Source organism: Pseudomonas endophytica (assembly GCF_001411475.1).
Taxonomy (GTDB): domain Bacteria; phylum Pseudomonadota; class Gammaproteobacteria; order Pseudomonadales; family Pseudomonadaceae; genus Aquipseudomonas; species Aquipseudomonas endophytica.
In genome coordinates this window covers 13,890-33,464 of the sequence record NZ_LLWH01000135.1, presented here as the reverse complement: position 1 = coordinate 33,464, position 19,575 = coordinate 13,890, and the positions used below count along the sequence as shown (strand labels likewise).

Annotated in this window: 17 protein-coding genes; 12 read left to right on the top strand and 5 right to left on the bottom strand. The window is 54.9% G+C overall.

From position 1 onward, the window contains the following. Positions 1-253: 253 nt before the first annotated feature. Positions 254-4,354 carry a membrane-targeted effector domain-containing toxin gene (locus tag AQS70_RS09945; RefSeq protein ID WP_055102627.1) on the bottom strand — a complete coding sequence of 1,367 codons (4,101 nt, stop codon included), beginning with the start codon at positions 4,352-4,354 and terminating at the stop codon, positions 254-256. Between the two features lie 142 nt (positions 4,355-4,496). Here AQS70_RS09945 and AQS70_RS09940 point away from each other — a divergent pair, with 142 nt between their 5' ends. After that, positions 4,497-4,964, top strand: coding sequence for a GNAT family N-acetyltransferase (locus AQS70_RS09940; RefSeq protein ID WP_055102626.1), 468 nt, complete (start codon positions 4,497-4,499; stop codon positions 4,962-4,964). Between the two features lie 148 nt (positions 4,965-5,112). Next, positions 5,113-5,952 (top strand): glutathione-dependent disulfide-bond oxidoreductase, encoded by an 840-nt coding sequence (gene yghU / locus AQS70_RS09935; protein WP_055102625.1) that lies wholly within the window; start codon positions 5,113-5,115, stop codon positions 5,950-5,952. 15 nt (positions 5,953-5,967) lie between these two features. Here the strand turns inward: yghU and AQS70_RS09930 are convergent, their stop codons facing one another. After that, entirely contained in the window at positions 5,968-6,663 is a 696-nt protein-coding gene (locus AQS70_RS09930; protein WP_055102624.1) for a tRNA (adenine(22)-N(1))-methyltransferase, read from the bottom strand. A gap of 193 nt (positions 6,664-6,856) precedes the next feature. Here AQS70_RS09930 and AQS70_RS09925 point away from each other — a divergent pair, with 193 nt between their 5' ends. From AQS70_RS09925 to AQS70_RS09910, 5 genes are all read left to right on the top strand, one after another. Then, on the top strand, positions 6,857-8,224 hold the full coding sequence (locus tag AQS70_RS09925; protein WP_055102623.1) for a CoA transferase: 1,368 nt from the start codon (positions 6,857-6,859) through the stop codon (positions 8,222-8,224). Positions 8,225-8,252: 28 nt separating this feature from the next. Continuing rightward, positions 8,253-8,609, top strand: coding sequence for a VOC family protein (locus AQS70_RS09920; RefSeq protein ID WP_055102622.1), 357 nt, complete (start codon positions 8,253-8,255; stop codon positions 8,607-8,609). Between the two features lie 97 nt (positions 8,610-8,706). Then, positions 8,707-8,868 (top strand): DUF2986 domain-containing protein, encoded by a 162-nt coding sequence (locus tag AQS70_RS23260; protein WP_082428075.1) that lies wholly within the window; start codon positions 8,707-8,709, stop codon positions 8,866-8,868. Positions 8,869-9,145: 277 nt separating this feature from the next. Continuing rightward, positions 9,146-9,529, top strand: coding sequence for a hypothetical protein (locus AQS70_RS09915; RefSeq protein ID WP_055102621.1), 384 nt, complete (start codon positions 9,146-9,148; stop codon positions 9,527-9,529). Positions 9,530-9,749: 220 nt separating this feature from the next. Beyond that, positions 9,750-10,433: a DUF421 domain-containing protein gene (locus AQS70_RS09910; RefSeq protein ID WP_055102620.1), complete on the top strand. Its 684-nt coding sequence runs from the start codon at positions 9,750-9,752 to the stop codon at positions 10,431-10,433. Positions 10,434-10,512: 79 nt separating this feature from the next. Here AQS70_RS09910 and AQS70_RS09905 read toward each other — a convergent pair whose 3' ends face one another. Beyond that, entirely contained in the window at positions 10,513-11,361 is an 849-nt protein-coding gene (locus AQS70_RS09905; protein WP_055102634.1) for a LysR family transcriptional regulator, read from the bottom strand. Between the two features lie 109 nt (positions 11,362-11,470). Here AQS70_RS09905 and AQS70_RS09900 point away from each other — a divergent pair, with 109 nt between their 5' ends. From AQS70_RS09900 to AQS70_RS09890, 3 genes are read left to right on the top strand one after another with little or no spacing between them, the layout of a single operon-like run. Then, positions 11,471-12,130: an ankyrin repeat domain-containing protein gene (locus AQS70_RS09900; RefSeq protein ID WP_156355103.1), complete on the top strand. Its 660-nt coding sequence runs from the start codon at positions 11,471-11,473 to the stop codon at positions 12,128-12,130. Positions 12,131-12,150: 20 nt separating this feature from the next. Continuing rightward, positions 12,151-12,612 carry a nucleoside deaminase gene (locus AQS70_RS09895; protein WP_055102618.1) on the top strand — a complete coding sequence of 154 codons (462 nt, stop codon included), beginning with the start codon at positions 12,151-12,153 and terminating at the stop codon, positions 12,610-12,612. Beyond that, positions 12,599-13,816: a CynX/NimT family MFS transporter gene (locus tag AQS70_RS09890; protein ID WP_055102617.1), complete on the top strand. Its 1,218-nt coding sequence runs from the start codon at positions 12,599-12,601 to the stop codon at positions 13,814-13,816. Before AQS70_RS09895 ends, AQS70_RS09890 begins: the two co-directional genes overlap by 14 nt. Positions 13,817-13,821: 5 nt before the next feature. Here AQS70_RS09890 and AQS70_RS09885 read toward each other — a convergent pair whose 3' ends face one another. Beyond that, positions 13,822-14,733: a LysR family transcriptional regulator gene (locus tag AQS70_RS09885; protein ID WP_055102616.1), complete on the bottom strand. Its 912-nt coding sequence runs from the start codon at positions 14,731-14,733 to the stop codon at positions 13,822-13,824. A 142-nt stretch (positions 14,734-14,875) separates the two neighbouring features. On the opposite strand from AQS70_RS09885, the gene AQS70_RS09880 reads away from it, so the two are divergent. Beyond that, positions 14,876-15,721 (top strand): SDR family NAD(P)-dependent oxidoreductase, encoded by an 846-nt coding sequence (locus AQS70_RS09880; RefSeq protein ID WP_055102615.1) that lies wholly within the window; start codon positions 14,876-14,878, stop codon positions 15,719-15,721. Between the two features lie 160 nt (positions 15,722-15,881). Here AQS70_RS09880 and AQS70_RS09875 read toward each other — a convergent pair whose 3' ends face one another. Continuing rightward, positions 15,882-18,119 (bottom strand): TonB-dependent siderophore receptor, encoded by a 2,238-nt coding sequence (locus AQS70_RS09875; protein ID WP_055102614.1) that lies wholly within the window; start codon positions 18,117-18,119, stop codon positions 15,882-15,884. Between the two features lie 210 nt (positions 18,120-18,329). Here AQS70_RS09875 and AQS70_RS09870 point away from each other — a divergent pair, with 210 nt between their 5' ends. After that, positions 18,330-19,541: a YeeE/YedE family protein gene (locus AQS70_RS09870; protein WP_055102613.1), complete on the top strand. Its 1,212-nt coding sequence runs from the start codon at positions 18,330-18,332 to the stop codon at positions 19,539-19,541. The last annotated feature ends 34 nt before the right edge of the window (positions 19,542-19,575 follow it).

Below are 19,575 nucleotides of genomic sequence, written 5' to 3'. Positions count from 1 at the left end.
ATGATGCGTAGTGTTAGGTGCGGCGACCATTGGCGCACGCTATCGGTCACGGGCAAGTCGCTACGGTACAGCGCTTTTTCTGGGTGAACCAGACTCTCCCGATCAAGGCTGGGTGCGAAGGACTATACCAATTGGCCGGTCGGCAACTACTGATCCGCGCTGCACATCGGCGAAAACTTCAAAAACTGCCCGCCAAGACGGGCAGTTACCCACTTGAGAAACGTCCATTCATGCCGGATCGTTTTGGCGAGGTTCATACCTCAATCATGTGCAGTTCATCGACCAATGCGTCGACCAAAGCGGACAGGTCAATAAACCGCCGGTTGTGTACGGCGCCAAACGCGATGTGTTCGAGGTATATTTGCGAGCCGTCTGTCATCACCGGCACAGTGACACGCTGATGCTGCGCGTTCATGTAATACACATCAACCTCGCCTGAGGGCGAGTGCGTCGTCAGGAACATAGCGGGGCTGTGGACGCGCGCTTCCACAGGGAAGCTACTTTTCAAGGCAGGAGTGCAAACCAAGAGGTCACACGTGGTGCGCAATGGATGAGTATCGTCGGGTGATGGAATGGTGATGCCCGAGTCACGGTTGATCCGTAGGGGGAGCGTAGGGAGTCGATTTGCTACCCGCAGGCTAATCCCCCCCGTCAGGTCTGCCAACCCAGGGATACTTTGGACTGTGCTGCAATGGCCTAGTCCCACAAGCGCGATCCAGCGGTGTGGACCGAAGATCACTTGATCGTAGGTTATTTTCTTAAAGCCGAAGAAATTGAACAGTATGACCCGGTCAAGTTGGTCGGACAGGGTCGATGCCGCTCCAGGTCGGGTGAGATCACCCGTTTTGTGCTGTGAACTGACCGTCGCATCTAGCGCCATCACCCGTATTCCTTGAGCGTGTGCCGTCTCTACCAACTGGGTGTAGGTATAGGGATTTGTTAGCTTAAAGTGAACTTCCAACCAGCGCAGGTGCTCTCTCAGGATTGCTGGCATCGGGGTTGTCAATGATCCGTTGAAGATGTCCAAAGCATTTTGATGAAGGTCTGTACTGAAGAACTCCATGTAAAGTCGCTGTACTCCCTGGCGCTGTAGGGCTTGCATGTTGTCGATTAAAAAACGCCGTGTCAGGCTGCTTTCGTGGCCTTCTCCAAACACCAAGCCCTTACGCTGGTTGAATAAGTGACTGAACATGGGTTCAGGCAGTAGATCTCGAGCTGGCAAGATGAGGGGCGCGCGAGGTGCTGTAAACGTTTTGAAGTACTGCCTAGCATGTCGACGCAGTCGTGTCTGAATAGCGAAAAGGTGAAGCCTAGCGGCCCAAGTATCCTGACCTAGGCTCGGGTTAAGTGTATCCAGATTGAAGGTGCCAGGGGGGGCCAAGTTAAGCGTAGGCAGTGCTGCACGATCAGCTACCGACAGTTCATAGTCTTGGTAGGTGGTCTCTGACGGGCCTTTTTCTATTGGGTCCATACCTCCTCGAAGTCTTGGCGGGGGGGCTGCGCGCCAGAGTCCCTGCTCTGAGTCTCTAACCAGTGGGTAACGCAGGCTTTGCAGGGTTGGGGCGGGCGGGTAAATAAAGCGATTGCCCTGAGCTACATCAGTCAGATAGTACTTGCCGCGGATCAAGACGTATTGCTGCGCACTGCGCTTGCTTTGCAGCAGATTGCTGTTGATCGGTGTTAGATCTGTTTCGCGTACCTGCACCTCAAGGCCAGACAAATCAGGGGCTGGCCGCACTGGCGGGAGAACTCCGAGCCTAGGCGCCAACCGAGGGCGATGGCGGGCGCCGGTGATAGACCACAACGCTTTGGCAGTAGATTTTGAATTGCCCACTTGTTTGAGTAGCAAAAATACCTTGTTGATGCTGCGTATGGTTTTGAATGTGGTCGCGATAGGCAAAAACGGAATCAGGTCAAACGCCAGATCGCTGCCGAACATGATTTTGTTCCAGAGTGATTGTTCTGCGACCTCAGCGTTGCTGGTTGAGTCATGATCTGCGTTGTACCGCAGTGTTGAGACTTTTTGTTCGTACAAGGTCTCGTGAAGGGGCGCGTTTATAGCGAAGTAAAAGATGGTTTCAAATGGATTAGTGACCCTGCTTCTTGCATGAAAAATCAGTTCGCGAACTAACTTGGTGCGTTCAGTCAGTGCCGTCTGCCCGGCTTTGGTAAGGCGTTGAGTCACATAGCGTCGCCAGTCAGTGGATTCGGCCCACTGTTGTTTGAGAAAGTGCTGCATTGCTTGGAGGTTAGGAAACTCCCTGAAGGGTTGATCGTCGGGAGCTGCCGGGGTGTAGAGGATGACATTGGAAATGGGATGGCGTTCTTCGACGCTGATCATGAGTACATCATTAAGGTCATAGCCGTTTCGGGTTTGGGCGGAATTGGCAATCACTAACGAGCTCGCGACGATTTTGTGTCCCCCAACGGTCTTGGGATTGCTCAGGGTGTCGGCCTCGTTAATAGCCTGGAGCCATTGATAGCCACGTTGCTCGGGGTGTGGTAGCAAACTCCCGGTGTCTAGGCGCGCTATCAGTGCGGAACTCCTCATACTGGCGCGGTTTGCTTCAGCCCATGCTTTACGCAAGGCTGAGCCGTTGGTGAGTAACTGCTTTTGCAGCAGTTGGTCGTAACCCGTGCTCACGTCTGATCGTTGAACAAGCGACTTAAGGTAGCGTTCATTGAACACCGTTAACTGCCCTGAAGCTTCTTTAAAGCTGGCAGATATTTCGGTTCTTTCGCCGGTGAAAACCTTGTAAAAGCTGAAACTCCATGGGTCGATGTTACGCAATGCTAGTTCGGTCAGTGACAAGGTGATTGTTTGGCTTGGTCGTGTGGTTGGCTCGTCAGTGGGGGGGACGTGATCAGGCCCAATACCGCCTCCGAGGCTGGCAGGATTGAGGCTGTGGATTATGTCGACTTTCACGATGTCAGGATCAATGACTCTGCCCGGATAATCGGCGGCCAATTGTCGAGTCAGTTCATCACGGGCGAACATCTTCAGGGAGGGAAGATTGACGGTTTTGAACAGCTTGGCGAGTGCCTTATTTGAAAGCTGTTCGGCTTTAATCAAGCTGTCCAGCGCTTGCCTGCTCTCGATGCTCGCGGTCTGGTACCACGCGGGCATATTGGCTTTGACGTAACGTCTGCTGCGATCGAGCAGCCGTCTGCTGATATCCAGAAGTGAGCCAATATGCGCCAAACGGTTGAACAGCTCGTTAACCTCTTTGAGGCTGACCTCATGCCGGGGCAATTGACGCCATCCCTGTTCGATGTCCTGTTTTTGCAGGGTTAGCAGAGCCTGCACGCTATCTTCGAAGAGAGAACCCTGAATGAGTCTGTAGCTAAAATCCGGATTTTTTTTCTGATAATCCTGAGCGCGGGACTGATCTTGCCAACTAATTGTTCTCAGTAGCCCATCGTGCGCTTGCGAATCAGTGAAACGTGTGCGCAACGCTCGATCAAGCGATTGCAATGAGGTGTAGGCATCAATGCCCTTGTCGGGTGTAAAAAGTACAACGCTGCCCAAGTCGGTTTTCGCACTCACATCACCCGTAGGGGTTTTGCTTGAAACAATGAAGACCCCGGCCAAAGGCATATCTGTTGCCTGTTTTTGACCTTTGAGGGACACAGAAAAAGCGGCGGGTCTTTGATGGATAGGCAGGTGTGCGCGATTTTGCTCTGAGGGCGCGTCGATGATTATGTTGAGCAGGGCTTTGCTCTGCGCATCGAGGGTTTTATCAGCGACGCGTAAAGTAGCCTCTGCTTGCAGAGCCTTGCCAAAATGCTCCGCCAGCCACTGGGAACGTGTGAGTGAGTGGTTTGGAGCAAAAACCTCATCCCAGAAGCTGTCCACTTGCTGCACAAAGACGAGATCTGGCCTGCGGATTAAGTCATCCATGAACTGCTCGAAGGCGGGTGTGCTGACGGTTGTAAGATGGACGGTGCGCTTTAGGGTAGGATTGGCTGGATTCACATCGTCATAAATGGTTTTTGTGACATAGCGATAGACGCGGTTGGGGGCGTCGAAGTGTTCTGCCCCCCAAGGTTTGTTGTTGAAAAGGCTGGTGAGTAGGTTGGGGGTGGCGGGGCGAGGCAACTCGACCAGGGTTGAGCCGACAGGGAGAGTTAGGTGAATGCTTTCTTCGTAATGCACCGCGTCGAGGGCGATGGGTAAGGGATGTTTGGGGAATGCGTGCTGAACCTCAGCCTCAAGCAAGTTCAGCAGCGTCTTGTCAGCTTTAGGCAACTCATCGAGCAGTTGTTTTAACGCCTTCTGATAGTCAACTAATTGTTGCAAACTCAGCAATTGCTGAGCCTCGGTAGAAGAGTAAGTCGAGTTGGAAGTGAGCATGTTTTCTCCTGGAAATGAACGGCAAGAAGAGAACGCTACACAGATCCATCGAGGCGATTGCTGTAGGTAAATGACGCCGGCACTTGAGTTAGCCATGTTAGGCCGAGTGGATCATAGACGTTTAAAAAAGGAGAGAGACGTGATGCAAATAAGCCTAAGAGTCGCCCAGTTCGATGATATCGACAGCATTTTTGATATTCGAACCCGTGTTAAAGAAAACCACCTGTCACGCGAGCAACTCACTGGAATGGGTATCACCCCCGATGCTATACGTGAAGCGATTGCACAAGCGCCTTGTATTTGGATCGCCGAAGTCGAGGGTGTTCGCGCAGGTTTTTCGATGGCGGATCTGCAAGAGGGGTGTGTCTTTGCCGCCTTCGTATTACCCGAATACGAAGGGCGCGGGCTGGGGCGTCAACTGATGGACAAGGCGCAGACGTTTCTATTTGAACGTTACCCAACGATATGGCTGGAAACCGCTGAAGCCAGTCGCGCCTATGGCTTCTATCGGGCGCTCGGCTGGACGCCGGTGGAGCGTTTGCCAGAAGGCGACATTCGCTTAGAAAAGAGCTTGATTGCAGACCCTAATGCTCGTCCATCAATCGAGTGAGCGCTTTGCAGTAGGCAACGCATTAATCAGGGTTGGTCTATGGGAGCAGGGTGGCATTCAGTGCCTGACTGTGGTGTGCTGTGGGCAACGAGCCCAACGTTCATCTGGGTTCTGGTTATCTCAATACACAACCGATGAGGTCCGTCTCTTGAGCAACTCAGCCTACGTTCCGCCTAAAGTCTGGACAAACGACGCGCCTTCTGGCGGCCATTTTGCAAGTATCAATCGCCCTGTAGCTGGGCCTACCCATGCCAAAGAACTGCCGGTCGGCAAGCAACCCTTGCAGCTGTATTCGCTGGCCACGCCCAATGGGGTGAAGGTCACCATCATGCTGGAAGAGTTGCTGGCGCTGGGGCACACCGGCGCTGAGTACGATGCTTGGCTGATTCGTATCGGCGAAGGGGATCAGTTTTCCAGTGGTTTTGTTGATATCAACCCCAATTCCAAGATTCCAGCGCTACTGGACCGCAGTGAAGAGCCGGCTATCCGGGTGTTTGAGTCGGGCTCAATCCTGCTGTATCTCGCCGAAAAATTCGGGGCTTTACTCCCGACCGATCGGGCGGGGCGCACCGAAACCCTTAACTGGCTGTTCTGGCAGATGGGCGCGGCACCCTTTTTGGGCGGCGGTTTCGGGCATTTCTATGTGTACGCGCCGCAAAAGCTTGAGTACCCGATCAACCGCTTCACCATGGAAGCTAAACGGCAGCTGGATGTACTGGACCGCCGTTTAGCGCAAAGCGCTTATTTGGCCGGTGACACCTACACCATCGCCGACATCGCGATCTGGTCTTGGTACGGGCAAGTGGTGCGCAACACGGTGTACTCGGCCGCTGAGTTTCTGTCAGCCCACGAATACACCCATGTGCAACGTTGGGCTGAAGACATTGCTAATCGCCCGGCCGTGATTCGTGGGTTAAGGGTTAACCGGACGTGGGGCGATGAGGCCAGCCAAGTTCCGGAACGCCACCAGGCTTCTGATCTGGACTGAAGAAATGACGAGTCCTTAAGCCAGCAGCTCGGTGATCAAGCGTATTTGTCGAGCGACGTCTTGGACTTTTTGCTCGGGCACGGCCTGTCGTGCTCCGGTCAGTTGGCTCAAGGTTTTTTGTCGCTCCCTGAGCAAACGTTGCCATTTGGCCAAGAACATGGGGCTGCGGCTCTGTAATAGCAACGGGCCGAAGTACAGCTCTTCGGCGCTGTAGGTGACGGGTCCGGTACGCTCGGCAACGATGATTTCGTAGAAGAAGCGGTTCTCGCGCAGGACCTCTTCAAAGAGGATGCGGTAATGGTTTTCCATCAGCCATTGACGCAGGGGTTGTTCGCCGCCATTGGGCTGCAAGATCAAACGCTCTTGACCGCTCAGGTGTGCTTGACCACGGTCAAGAATGTCGCGAATGGTTTCGCCACCCATCCCGCACAGACTGATAGCCGTGATCTTGTCACTGGCGTTAATGGCTGCCAGGCCATTCGCCTGGCGGACGCTAATCTGCGATTGCAGTTGGTTATCGCGCACCGTGCGCTGCGCGGCGTGAAAGGGCGTCAAGGCGACTTCGCCTGCCACTGCCGTCGAGATCGCATCACGGCGCATGAGCGCCACCGGCAAATAGGCATGGTCTGAGCCAATATCCGCCAGCCGCGCTCCGGCAGGCACCTGTGCTGCCACGCGCTCTAGGCGCAGGGATAATGTGTGTGGGTTCAACGGCCGTTCCTTATCAGCAGCTCATGCGGTACTCAAGACTCATCATCTAACGCACGCGCTGCGCAAAAATGGCGATTTTCTCACAGAGGGCCATCGACGCGCTTGGCCCATGGCGTTTAATTCAGATCAAGGTTGATCTTAATCTTGACCCGCTTATAGTCGCTGACTCCAACGTAACGTGAGTGCAGAGCCCATGACCCAGCCCGCGATATTTCATGCTGTATGGACCGCTCTTGGCGGTGATGTCGATGAGTGTCAGCGGGTCACGCTGACCACTGAAGGCGCATTACCCTCGGCTTATCGTGTGACTGAACTGGCCAGCGCTTCAATGGCCGCCGTAGCGTTATCAATCGCCAAGCTGCGGGCGTTGAGCAGCGGCAAGTCAATCGAAACCGTAGAGGTTGACCGTCGATTGGCCTCGTTCTGGTTCAGCAGCTCTTTACGCCCATCAGGCTGGCAGGTGCCGAGTCTTTGGGATGCTGTAGCTGGCGACTACAGGACTAAGGATGGCTGGATCCGTTTGCACACCAATGCGCCTCATCATCGTTTAGCCGCCGAACGTATTTTGGGGGCGCACGCTGATAAACCCAGCATGGCGAAGGCTGTTGCCCTGTGGGACAAGCTCGCGCTTGAATCTACAATCGTAGAGGCCGCAGGGTGCGCCGCACAGATGCGCTCGCCAGAACAGTGGTCGCAGCATCCGCAAGGGCGTGCTGTCGCTGACGAGCCGTTGATCCATATAGACAGACGAGCGAGCGTCAACGTCTCGCCCCACGCCGTTGATCCAGCTCGTCCGCTTGCCGGGATCAAGGTGCTGGATTTGACCCGAGTATTGGCCGGGCCTATTGCCACACGTTGTCTGGCGGCCTATGGCGCACAGGTGCTGCGTATCGACTCGCCAGACTGGAACGAGCCCGGTGTTGTGCCAGAAGTCACACTGGGTAAGCGTCTAGTGCGCATGAACTTGCGTGATCCGGCTGCTCTGCAAACGTTCAAGCAGTTGCTGGCTTCAGCCGATGTCATTGTCCATGGGTACCGCGCCGATGCTCTGCAAAACCTGGGTTTGGGCAGTGCAGTCAGGCAGCAAATCAATCCGCACTTAATTGATATCAGCCTCAATGCTTATGGTTGGACGGGGCCTTGGCGTAATCGGCGCGGCTTTGACAGCTTGGTGCAGATGAGCAGCGGTATTGCGCACACCGGGATGCAGCAAGCGCATGCGCAGCAGCCTGTGCCGCTTGCGGTTCAAGCGCTGGACCACGCAACCGGTTATCTAATGGCTGCCGCCGCCATTGTCGGCATCACCGAGCGCTGGCATTCCAGTACCGCGCTACACGCCCGGCTGTCATTGGCGCGCACGGCGCAGTTATTGCTGGACTCTGGTTTGCAGGGCCGTTGCCCCGTATTCGCGGTTGAGGCGCAGGCTGATACAGCATCCGCTCTGGAGCACACTGCGTGGGGCGAGGCACGACGTCTTGCTTGGCCAATCCGAATCAAGGGTTGTGAGGCGCAGTGGACCTTACCGGCACATGAACTGGGTTCAGACACGGCACATTGGTAGTCATTTCAAATGACAGTGAGGGAGTTTTATGAGCGCAAGTCGTAAAGACCGGCAGATCGACAATCTTGAGTTTAATGTGAGCAATATTGAACGCAGCAAAGCCTTCTATGGGAGTGCATTTGGCTGGACATTTGTTGATTACGGCCCTGCCTACACAGAGTTCACGGACGGCCGTTTGACGGGTGGCTTCACGACTGGAGAGCCCGTACAACCCGGCGGCCCTCTGGTCATTATCTATGCGGATGAGCTTGAGGTGACCCAAAAAGGTCTCAAAGACTTAGGCGCTGTGATCAGCCGTGAAACGTTTTCGTTTCCCGGAGGACGGCGCTTTCACTTTGTCGATCCTGATGGCTATGAACTGGCGGTTTGGACACACCAAGAGTAGATTTGGCTCACCCGGTTAGCGGCACACAACGAGCCTTTAACCGGCTTGCGGCTTCAAACTGATATGATTCAAATGCTTACAAACTGAGTGTCCGAAGATGAATCGCCGTAAAAAAATACAACAGCTACTCAAAGCCCATGCAAAGAAGGCCAGTGCCAAATTGGCACCGAAAAAAAAGTCCACTTACATCAGCAAAGCTGATCGTGTGAAGTTGGCAACTGAAGCTGCTGAGGCCCCAAGCGCAGTGGTTGAAAGCTGATTTAAAACGTTGCGTAATAGCCGCCGGGTTTCAGATTGGCGGTGCCATGGCGCAGTATTTGCATTTGACTCAAAGGCTCTGCGCTTAGGCGGGGTCTTTGCGTACAGAGGCTTCGATAGATAAGTCACACGCTTCACGCATTAATAGTGTCATCCAAGTGCTTTATGTTGAGGCATTAAACCTGAGGACGCATTCCTCGATGTCCGTTGTCGGTGCGATCCATGTGCGGTCACAGAGGCTACGGCGGTTAACGAGGATGTCCTGATAAGCGGTACACATGATGAAGATCGGTTCCCTTAATAGCGTCAGGGGTCTAAAAGTGATCAAGCATTCTGTTGTAGGTGTTGTCATGGTGTTAGTACTGACGGGCTGCGAGGCTGATAAGAATACCGTGGCACAAGAAAAGATCGACGCTATTAAACAGCTTGTTGCGGCGCGAAGTATTGCACCCATTGAAACGTCTTATACGCAGCTTTTAATGTCGGATAACGTGAACCGCTGCATTGTACAAATGACTGTCAGCAAAGCCAAACTTGATGCAATTCAAATAGATTATGCCGAGACTCAAACGGTGCAGTCATTAGAGACTCGCACGCTGTACGGCAATATTAATGAGCAACTCACTGTGTGTCAGAACGCTCAGCAATCTCAAGGGTATTAACGTGGCCAAGATGGACGATCTTTTGGTTTGCTGAGCACTGTGTTGTTGGCGTAAAGACGGCTCTACTCTTCTGTTCTCCCTCTGGTTTTAAACCTGCTACGCTGATCCGTATCGGCGGCGATCTGCTATCCGATGTACGCAGATCCTGTCTGTTCGGGGGGTATTGCTGTTAGGCATTTAGGTAAGTAGGCGTATGGATAGGGCATGAAGAGGGAGTGATATGGAGTATTACGCGTGGGTATTGGCGAAGTTTGTGGCCGGGTTTGTGATTATTGCAACTCACCTGTACTTGTCCGGCCGAACACAGCTGTCACAGATGACGGCGATTGATTTGATCGGCAATTTTATATTGGGTGGGATTATCGGGGGTGTTATTTATAGCGATACGATTCCCTTTAAGCAGTACTTGCTGGTCTTGCTCATTGGGGTGTTGTTGATCTATGTGCTTAATACCGCTACTAAACATATTCAGCTCTTGCGTGGTTTTACGATTGGTAGCCCTATTCCGATTATTAAGGATGGGAGGTTTATCATTGAGAACCTTGTCAATAATAAACACAAGATCGACATATTACGCGTCGCCTCACAGTTACACGCCCAGGGCGCGTGTTCTTTTCAGCAGGTTTATTACGCGCAAATTGAGCCGGGGGGTGAGCTGACGGTGATCTGTGATGAACGCGACATGCCGTCGGTAATTGTCATGTATAACAGCGAACCCCGGCTCGATCAGTTGACGTCTATTGGGCATGACCCCGAATGGCTGGAACGGGAAATCAACGACTTAGGGCTCAGAGCAGAAGATATTTTTCTCGCCGAGTTTTGGCGGGGAGAGCTGAGCGTTACGGTTCGCGATGGTCGTGTGATGTGCAATGTGCCGCAGCCAGAGTGCGCAGCGGCCAAGTGATGGCGTGCATCAAAGACTGCAGCTGTTGCTGTGCAGACAGCACTTGAACACTGAGTGCTGCCTGCGGTTCATTGTCAGTCTAGGCAAGGGCTTCGCACAGGCTGAGCAGTTGATTTTGCAGCAACTTGCCCACGTGGCTCAGCTCACTTTGCGCGTAGAGTGCTAAATACACGCCTTGGATATCCGGTAGCCCGCTACTGGCGTCAAGCACCTGATGCTCTGCGGCCACAACGCGCAACGGTAACAAGCTGACACCCAAACCGGCCGCCACAGCCGAACAAACACTGGCCAGGCTCGCACTTGAATAACTGATACGCCATTGCCAACCGCCCATCTCCAAGTGATGAAGCATTTCATTGCGGTATAAACCACCGACTGGAAAGGCCACCAGAGGCAACGGATCTCGACCCAATGCAGGCTGCGAGCGGCTGTCTACCCAGCACAAGGGTTCAGGCCAGCACGCCAGGCAATCATCGTTTTGGCCCATTTGCTTAACCAGCAATAGGTCAAACTCCCCCCGGCGAAAGAGCCGCGACAGCTCTGGGCCCAAGCCGCTAGTCACTTCTAGCCGCACTCGTGGATGCTCTAGCCCAAAACGCGACAGCATCGGCATCATGCGTTCGGCGGCAAAATCTTCAGGCACGCCTAAGCGCAATACCCCTTCACTTTGCTGGTTAAACAAGACCTCTCGGGCTTCTTCATGGAGCGTCAGAATGCGCCGTGCGTACGCCAGCAGCCGCTCGCCCTCAGCGGTAGCCACGATCTGGCGCTGGTCGCGGTCGAGCAACTTACAGCCTAGGCTGTCTTCCAAACGGCGGATCTGCTGACTGACCGTAGACTGAGTCAAATGCAGCCGTTGGGCTGCGCGGGTGAAATTGGCGCAGTCCACTACGGCGATAAAGCTGCGTAACAACACGGGATCGAACATAGGCATAACCATTCATATAGCCACTGGATAGCATGATTATATTTAATTTCAGAATACCTGCTCAAATGGCCATACTCGACCTTCATTGAATGCGCAGAGAGACATGACCATGAGTCGCCTGACGTTTAAATCCGGCCTTTTAGCGGTCGGGCTGTTAATGATGGGAGGAGTAATGGCAAGCGAACAAAATCTTTTTAACGCGGTACGTGATGGCGAGCTGACTAAAGTGCAGCAGTTGATCACCGAGGGCGCAGACCTCAACGCACAAGCAGCAGAAGGTAGCAGTGCGTTGCTGTTGGCAACCCATCGCAACAACGTTGAGATCGCACGGGCACTGATAGATGCTGGTGCCGACGTTAACCAGAAAAACCAGATGCAAGACAGCGCTTATTTGTTGGCTGGCGCCAGCGGCTACAACGACATTCTTAAGCTGACGTTGGCCCATGGTGCAGACCTCAAGAGCACCAACCGCTATGGGGGCACCGCGTTGATCCCGGCGTGTGAGCGCGGCCATGTGGAAACGGTACGCCTGTTAATCGACGCCGGTGTTGACCTGGACCACGTCAATCGACTGGGCTGGACCTGCTTGATGGAAGCCATTGTGCTGTCCGATGGTGGTCCGGCTCATCAGCAGATTGTCACTCAGCTTATTAAAGCTGGCGCAGACCTGAACCTGCCGGACAGCGAGGGCCGTAGCCCTTTGTACCAAGCGAAAAAGCATGGCCAGACCGCCGTCGTCAAATTGCTCAGTGACGCTGGCGCTAAGTAAATAACCCTGGGGGATTTTTCATGCATATCGATCAACAATTTCTGCAACGCGCAGTCGAACTGGCGGGTGAAAACGTAGCCGCTGGTGGTCGTCCGTTTGGCGCAATTTTGGTCAAAGACGGCCAAGTTGTTGCCGAGGCAGTCAATGAAATCCATCTCAGTCAAGACCCGACAGATCATGCCGAGCTGCTGACCATTCGCAGAGCCAGCCAACAGTTGGGCGCGCGGCTAGAAGGATGCGTGATCTATGCCAGTGGCCAGCCGTGCCCTATGTGTTTAGCAGCGATGCACTTGTGTGGTGTCTCGGGAGCGGTGTATGGCGCGGCGAATGAAGTGGGTGAGCGCTTTGGCTTGTCTACGGCTGCGGTCTACCAGCAACTGGCGCTGCCCCTAGACAAACAGACGCTTAATGTACGGCATCTGCCACAGCCAGCGATGGCTGAGATCTACGGTGACTGGCAGGCACGTCATGCAGCCTGCTAGAACCCGTTTGCGCAGCCTGGCCAGTTGGGCGTTGATCATCGCCTTGGGGCTTAATTTACGGCCGATTTTGAGTTCTATCAGCCCACTGCTGATGGAGATTCGTGGCGATACTGGCATGAGTTTTCAAAGCAGCGCTTGGCTGACCAGCCTACCGGTGATTTGCATGGGCCTCGTGGCCTTGCTCGGTGTCCGCATTGAGGCTCGCTTGGGTGAGCGGCGGGGCGTGGCCATGGGCTTACTGATGATTCTCGGGGCGTGTTTGTGGCGCCTGATGGGGCAGCAGGCTGAGGTGTTACTGATCACTGCTTTATTGGGTGGTGCAGGTGTGGCGTTGATTCAGGCGCTGGTTCCTGCGTTGATCAAGCGTCAGTTCAAGCAACAGGTGGCATTGGCGCTGGGCGTTTATTCAGCCTCGCTGATGGGCGGTGGTGGTCTGGCTGCTTTACTCAGCCCAGTGGTGGCCGGGCACTTTAGCCATTGGCAGGCCGGGCTCGGGGTTTGGTTGTTGCCAGCGCTGGCGGCGCTGCTGATGTGGTGGCTGTTACCTTTCGCCGGGTTTACGCCGCGCACTCACGGCGTGTCTGCTCATCCATGGCGCAACCGCAGGGCGTGGCTATTGGCGTTGTACTTTGGGCTGGTGAACTGCGGCTACATGAGCATGGTGGCTTGGCTGCCTGCCTATTACTTACAAATGGACTGGAGCGCCACGCAAAGTGGTTCGCTGCTGGCGTTTATGACGATCTTTCAGGTCGTGGCCGCGTTGGTCATGCCTGCCTTGGCGCAACGAGGCACCGACCGGCGCCCCTTGTTGGCCGTCAGTCTCACAGCCCAAGCGCTTGGTTTTTTAGGGTTGGTGATGTGGCCTCTGGAGGCGCCGCATGTCTGGGTCGCTTTGATTGGCTTCGGGCTGGGTGCTTGTTTTGCATTGAGCTTGATTTTGACCCTCGACCATTGCCGAGAACCGCGCGCTGCCGGGCAGTTGGCAGCGTTTGTGCAAGGCATCGGCTTTTTGATTAACGCCATCTCTCCCTGGCTGACAGGCTGGCTGCGTGAGATGACGGGCAGCTTTATCAGTGCTTGGTGGGTGTTGATTGTTGGGGTAGTGTCGATGCTGATACTGACTCGGGTCTTCAGCCCAGCGAGCTACCGCGAGCAGGCAGCAGTTGAGCCGCAGGGCTCATCGGTACTTTCGTCTAACGCCTGAGCGGGTCAGTGCTCAGGCCGAAGATGAATGTCCAGCATCGATATAAAGCGCGGTATCAGCGGAGAGTCGTTGTGGGAGTTCCAGCCTACATAGAGGCCAATGGCGGGGTTGCCCGACTCCGTCACAGGCAACAGGTGGCGAAACACCACCTTGTCTTGCATAAACGAACTGGCAATCGACGCCGGCACCAGCGCCACACCGAAACCGCATCCGACTAGGCCGATTACGGTATGCAATTGCGCTGCTTCCTGCACCACGTTGGGGTAAAAACCAGCCGCTTCGCATAAGGCAATGAGTTGTTGGTGATAACCGCTGCCCAGCGCGTGGGGAGTGAACACAAAGTCTTCCCCGGCAAAGTCCCGCAGGTCGATATGTTCTGTCTGCGCTCTGGGGTGATCCATGGGTAAGGCCATGACGATTGCCTCTTCAAGCAGCAATCGCAACACCATGTTAGGCGTATCAGCGGGCGGTTTACGCATAAAGGCGAGGTCCGCCTGCGCCGACATGATGGCTTGGACCTGCTGGGCTGAGGGCATTTCCTTAAGGCTGAGTTGGACCTTGGGAAGCGCCTCGCGCAACTGTCGCAGGGTATTGAGCAACGGCGTGTAGTAGGCGATGGAGAGGGTGGTGATAGTGAGTTTGCCAGCACTGCCCTGGGACACTTGGCGCGCATGCTCAACACCCGAGTCTAGTGTTTTGAGCGTGTTGTAGGCCGCTTCCAGAAAAGCGCTGCCGGCAGGTGTCAGTTTGACTTCACGGCGGCTGCGCGTGAGCAGGCTGAAACCCAATTTGTCTTCCAGTCGGTTAATCGCTTGGCTCAGAGGAGGTTGAGCCATGTGCAGGCGAGTCGCCGCCTTGTGGTAGTTCAGCTCCTCAGCAACGGCGATGAACTGCCTAAGCAGTCGCGTCTCGATCATGTTGCTGCCTCCTTCCTTTGAACTGAGCCGTGTGAGTGACAGTGGTCTGATAGCCACAGGGTATCAATTGCGCGTGTAAACGGTATTAAACACATGATCTGCGGATTGTTAAGGTGAGGGCGACCAACAAGAGGAGATACCAGTGAACTTTGCAGGCAAAACCGCAATTGTAACGGGCGCAGGCCGAGGCCTAGGCTTGAGCTACGCCCGCGAGCTGGCAAGGCTGGGAGCCAATGTGCTGATCAGCGATATTGGGGCGAACAACCTGGGTGAGGGCGCAGACAGCTCGGTTGCGCATGAAGCCGCGCGCAGCCTTCAATTCCAAGGTTATAGCGCCATGGGTCATCATGCTGATCTTGCCAGCGAGCAAGCATGTCAGCAATTAGTGGCGGCGGCTGTCCAAGCCTTTGGGCAACTGGACATTGTGATTCACAACGCGGGGTGGGTCGGTTACCAACGGATTGAAGAAGCCGACTCAAGCTTTATCGAGCGTGCGCTGGATGTGAGTGTCTATGCCCCCGTGTGGCTGTGCAAACACGCTTGGACCTACCTGCAGCAATCGACAGCGGCACGAGTGGTATTAACCTCCTCGGATCGGGCCATGTATCAGCAATATGCCCAACCGGGGTTGGTGGCGTATGCGGCAGGCAAAATGGCGCAACTGGGCATCATGAACGCGTTGAGCATGGAAGGTATGGCCGACGGGATAGGGGTGAACGCCGTTTCACCCGTGGCCAAAACCCGGATGTGGGGTGTGACCGAAGAACCGGAAAACCTCAAACCTGAATGGATCACTCCTGGCGTTCTGTTTTTGGCTTCCGAGCAGTGCCATGACACGGGCTACATTTTGCGGGCCAGTAACGGCCAATTTACCGCCACGCGCTGGGTCGAGAACCCAGGGGTCGAGTATCCCGTTAACTTGGCCCGAATCAAGGCGAGCAATGCTGAGGAAGTGGCACAGTTGTGGGCGCAGATCAAAGAGAACTAACCCGGTGCTAACGCTTCATAACGCGTGAATTGGTGAGGAGCGGCGACGATCTTTAGATTTTCCGGGCGAGCCCGGCATCAAAAAAGTCGCCGCCTGTGTTCATTTGCACGGCGGTATTAGGGCGTCTCAAGGCCCCTCGTTGAGACGCCTGAGATACCCTTTACAACGTCCATTCAAGGCCCAAGCTTACGGTTCTTGGTTCGCCCCAGAACACGCCGTTATAAAAGCCAACGTTTTCGTAGTACTTCTGATCCAGCACGTTTTTGACGTTTAGAGTCGCTTTGACATGAGGGTTAAATTCGTAACGTGCCATCAGGTCGACAAGGGTGTAGGACTTCTGGGTGATGTTTTCCTTGAAGGTGATCGGATACCCGTTCTGGTTTGTAGCTCCGCTAGGTCGATTGCTGACGCGGTAAATGTCGCTCTGCCAATTGACGGCCGCACCTACTGTCAACGTTCGCCATTCACCCGGCAGTGTGTAGCTTGTCGACGCCTTGACCAGGTTCAAAGGTGCTGTGGTGTTAATGCGCTTACCATCGGCGTTTAGCGAGTGGGTGTAGGTATAGCCCGCCATCATGTTCCAGCCGCGCATAACCTCACCGGCCAGCTCAACTTCAAAGCCTTTGATTTTGTTGCCCTTGCCGCCAGATTTGTAATATTCCTCGCCATTAGGGCCGCGAGGCACAGAGTCGTCGATTTCCGGCACGTTGTCCTGCTTACTCCAGAACACGGCGCTCGACAAGTTCAAGCGTTCTTCCAGAAAACTGCCTTTAAGCCCTACTTCATAAACACTGCCGACCACTGGCTTGAGGTAGGAGCCGCTAGCATCTTTGTTGGTAGAAGGCTTGAAGATGTCGGTGTAGCTCACGTAGGCCGTTAGCTCTTCAGTAAAGTCATACAGCAAGCCCGCATAAGGTGTGAGCATGTCGTTGTGGGTTTGCGTGACCTTTTGGTAGCTAATGCCTCCCGCTGCGCTGTCATCGAAATCGCGGCTGGTGTTGGTGCTTTTCCAGCTGCCATAGCGGGTGCCGAGCACAGCGTGCCATTCATCTGTCAGATTGAAGCGGGTGGCCAGATACCCGGACTTTTGCTTGATGGTGCTGTGGCTGCTGTCCAAGCCGGTGTCGAGGTCGCGGTATTTAGGAATCCCGCTCAAGTCATTCCAGTTGGCAATAGTGCCGTAGTCGTCAGGGTTTAAGTCAATCGACAAGGGCGAAGTGCTGTCGTACTTGGCCTCACCATAACCGACCATTAATTCGTGATCACGTCCGAGCAGGGCGTAAGTGCCCGAGACGTTGATGTCGAGTGCAGTCATGCTTTCGTCGCCGGCAAAGTGGCTGCTAAAGGCCGACATGCCACTCCCATCGGCATTCGGGAAGCCTCCACCGGCGTAATACACCTTGCCATCGGATTCACTGGTGCGGTGGGTATAAGCGGCCTTCAGGCGCCAGTCATCGACTAACAGCTGATCGAGAGTGGCAAAGGCGGTTTTGTCCTTTAACGGCCAAGAACTCCAAGACGTAGCCCAATTGGTCGAACGTCCTAGATTGGCCTTGTCACCCGTCCCCGTCCAATAAGGCGTTGTGCCCCAAGAGGAGCCGCGCACTTGCTTGTCCTGATAGTCATAACCGACGGCCACGGTAGTGTGGTCGGTGAGGTCGGCTTCCAAAATACCGTAAGCCACTTCCCGCTTGAGCGCGTAAGTATCGCGAAACGATTTGCTGTCGCGATAGGCCAGCACGGTACGGCCGCGTAAACGGCCGTCAAAGCCCAGCGGCCCGCCCACATCGACATAGCTGTAATAGTCGTCATAGCTGCCGCCGCTGACCCCAGCCTTGGCGGCAAGCTCGTGGGTTGGGCGCTTGCGGATCATGTTGATAGTGCCCGATGGGTCGCCTGCGCCGGTGGTTAAGCCGGTCGCACCGCGCACCACCTCAATGCGGTCGTAGATGATGGTGTCAGCGTCAGACTTCATGAAACTGAAGGTGTTAAGCATCCCGTCAATTTGAAAGTTATTGATGGTATAGCCGCGTGACGAGTAGCTGACCCGATCCGAGTCACTGTGCTGCACCACAATGCCTGTGGTGTGGCGCATGGCTTCGGTGAGGGTATTGAGGTCAAAGTCATCCATCTCTTGGCGAGTGACCACCGAAATCGACTGCGGGGTTTCGCGGATGCTCAAGTTGAGTTTGGTCGCGGTGCTGGTCGAACCGGTGGTATACGAGCCGGTGTCTTCGGTTGTCGAACCCAGCCCTTGGGCGTTGATGCGGGTGCTGGCGAGTTCCATGTCGGGCTGTTTCGTTTCAGCATCATCTAGGGCCTCAGTGTCTGCTAATAAATGCGAACTGCTGATGAGGCCTAAAGCTAATGTCATGGAACGGGTGAGGGGGGCACGCATTGCAGCTGACTCCTTGTCAGTTTTGAAGTGGTCTAGTGCTTCAAACGAATGGCCCAGAAGATAGTTAGGGAGATTTCTGTCTATTTTGTGTTCTGAGGTTCTTATTGCACGCCGTTATAGGCCTCTAAATCCACAACGCTGCATAAACAGCTTCGGGGTTTATACTGATCGCCTTCGCACTTCTTCACGTCTAACGTACTGAGATTCTTAATGAGCCGTTCCCTATCTATGACACCAGAGCGCAAAAGCTATGCGCCCCTGATAGCTTGCATCTTGTTGTTGCAAGGCGCTGTGTTTCTGCACAACACCGTGGGTACTCGCCAAGTGTTATTGCTCGCCGTGGGCGCCGCCTTAGGGGTGACGCTGTACCACGCAGCCTTTGGTTTTACTTCGGCTTGGCGGGTGTTTATCAATGATCGACGCGGTGCTGGCCTGCGCGCGCAAATGGTCATGTTGGCAGTGGCGGTGTTGCTGTTTTTCCCGGCCTTAGGGTCAGGCACGCTGTTCGGTCAGCCAGTGGTCGGGCTAGTTGCCCCGGTGGGCATTTCTGTGGTGTTCGGCGCGTTTATTTTCGGCATCGGCATGCAATTAGGCGGCGGCTGCGCATCGGGGACGTTATTCACCGTGGGCGGAGGCAACGCACGAATGCTGGTGACGTTGTTGTTCTTTATCAGTGGCTCAGTCATCGCCACTCAGCATGTCGACTGGTGGTTTGCGTTGCCTTCGTTTCCGGCAACTTCCATCGTCAAAAGCTTCGGCGTCGTGCCTGCGTTACTCGTAAACCTAGTCATTTTCGGGGTCATTGCGGCGGTCACTGTGCGCCTAGAAAAAGCCCGTCATGGACAGCTAGAAGAAGGCGTGAGCACTGAACATCACGGGCTGCGGCGCTTTCTTCGCGGGCCATGGCCATTGATTTGGGGAGCGATTGGCCTAGCCTTACTCAACTACGCCACGCTGGCCTTGGCCGGACGCCCATGGGGCATTACTTCGGCGTTCGCCCTCTGGGGCGCCAAGGTCATCAGCGGGCTGGGCGTAGACGTCAGCGGTTGGGGTTTCTGGCAAGTGCCCAGTAATGCCAAAGCGCTAGCTGCACCGGTCTGGGAAGACATCACCAGTGTCATGGACGTGGGCATTATTCTCGGTGCGCTCTTGGCTGCGGGCTTGGCCGGGCGATTTGCGCCAAGCCTTAAAATCCCCGGGCGCTCCCTGTTGGCGGCCGTGATTGGCGGTTTACTGCTCGGCTATGGCTCGCGACTGGCCTACGGCTGCAACATTGGTGCGTACTTCAGTGGCATCGCTTCGGGCAGCCTGCACGGGTGGGTGTGGCTAGTGGCTGCGTTTTTGGGTAACAGCGTGGGCGTGCGCTTACGACCGTTTTTCTTCGCGGGCGAGCGCCCACAGGCGACACTGAATGGCTGCTGATGCCTTTCGGTAGTTAACAGCGCCGCACACACAA

Bases quoted from the DNA above. Each gene is read 5' to 3' on its own strand.
- AQS70_RS09870 (WP_055102613.1), top strand. From the start codon at position 18,330: ATGAGCCGTTCCCTATCTATGACACCAGAGCGCAAAAGCTATGCGCCC.
- AQS70_RS09920 (WP_055102622.1), top strand. From the start codon at position 8,253: ATGAGCGCAAGTCGTAAAGACCGGCAGATCGACAATCTTGAGTTTAAT.
- AQS70_RS09900 (WP_156355103.1), top strand. From the start codon at position 11,471: ATGAGTCGCCTGACGTTTAAATCCGGCCTTTTAGCGGTCGGGCTGTTA.
- AQS70_RS09905 (WP_055102634.1), bottom strand. From the start codon at position 11,361: ATGTTCGATCCCGTGTTGTTACGCAGCTTTATCGCCGTAGTGGACTGC.
- AQS70_RS23260 (WP_082428075.1), top strand. From the start codon at position 8,707: ATGAATCGCCGTAAAAAAATACAACAGCTACTCAAAGCCCATGCAAAG.
- AQS70_RS09940 (WP_055102626.1), top strand. From the start codon at position 4,497: ATGCAAATAAGCCTAAGAGTCGCCCAGTTCGATGATATCGACAGCATT.
- AQS70_RS09895 (WP_055102618.1), top strand. From the start codon at position 12,151: ATGCATATCGATCAACAATTTCTGCAACGCGCAGTCGAACTGGCGGGT.
- AQS70_RS09890 (WP_055102617.1), top strand. From the start codon at position 12,599: ATGCAGCCTGCTAGAACCCGTTTGCGCAGCCTGGCCAGTTGGGCGTTG.
- AQS70_RS09945 (WP_055102627.1), bottom strand. From the start codon at position 4,354: ATGCTCACTTCCAACTCGACTTACTCTTCTACCGAGGCTCAGCAATTG.
- AQS70_RS09875 (WP_055102614.1), bottom strand. From the start codon at position 18,119: ATGCGTGCCCCCCTCACCCGTTCCATGACATTAGCTTTAGGCCTCATC.
- AQS70_RS09910 (WP_055102620.1), top strand. From the start codon at position 9,750: ATGGAGTATTACGCGTGGGTATTGGCGAAGTTTGTGGCCGGGTTTGTG.
- AQS70_RS09915 (WP_055102621.1), top strand. From the start codon at position 9,146: ATGATGAAGATCGGTTCCCTTAATAGCGTCAGGGGTCTAAAAGTGATC.
- AQS70_RS09885 (WP_055102616.1), bottom strand. From the start codon at position 14,733: ATGATCGAGACGCGACTGCTTAGGCAGTTCATCGCCGTTGCTGAGGAG.
- AQS70_RS09925 (WP_055102623.1), top strand. From the start codon at position 6,857: ATGACCCAGCCCGCGATATTTCATGCTGTATGGACCGCTCTTGGCGGT.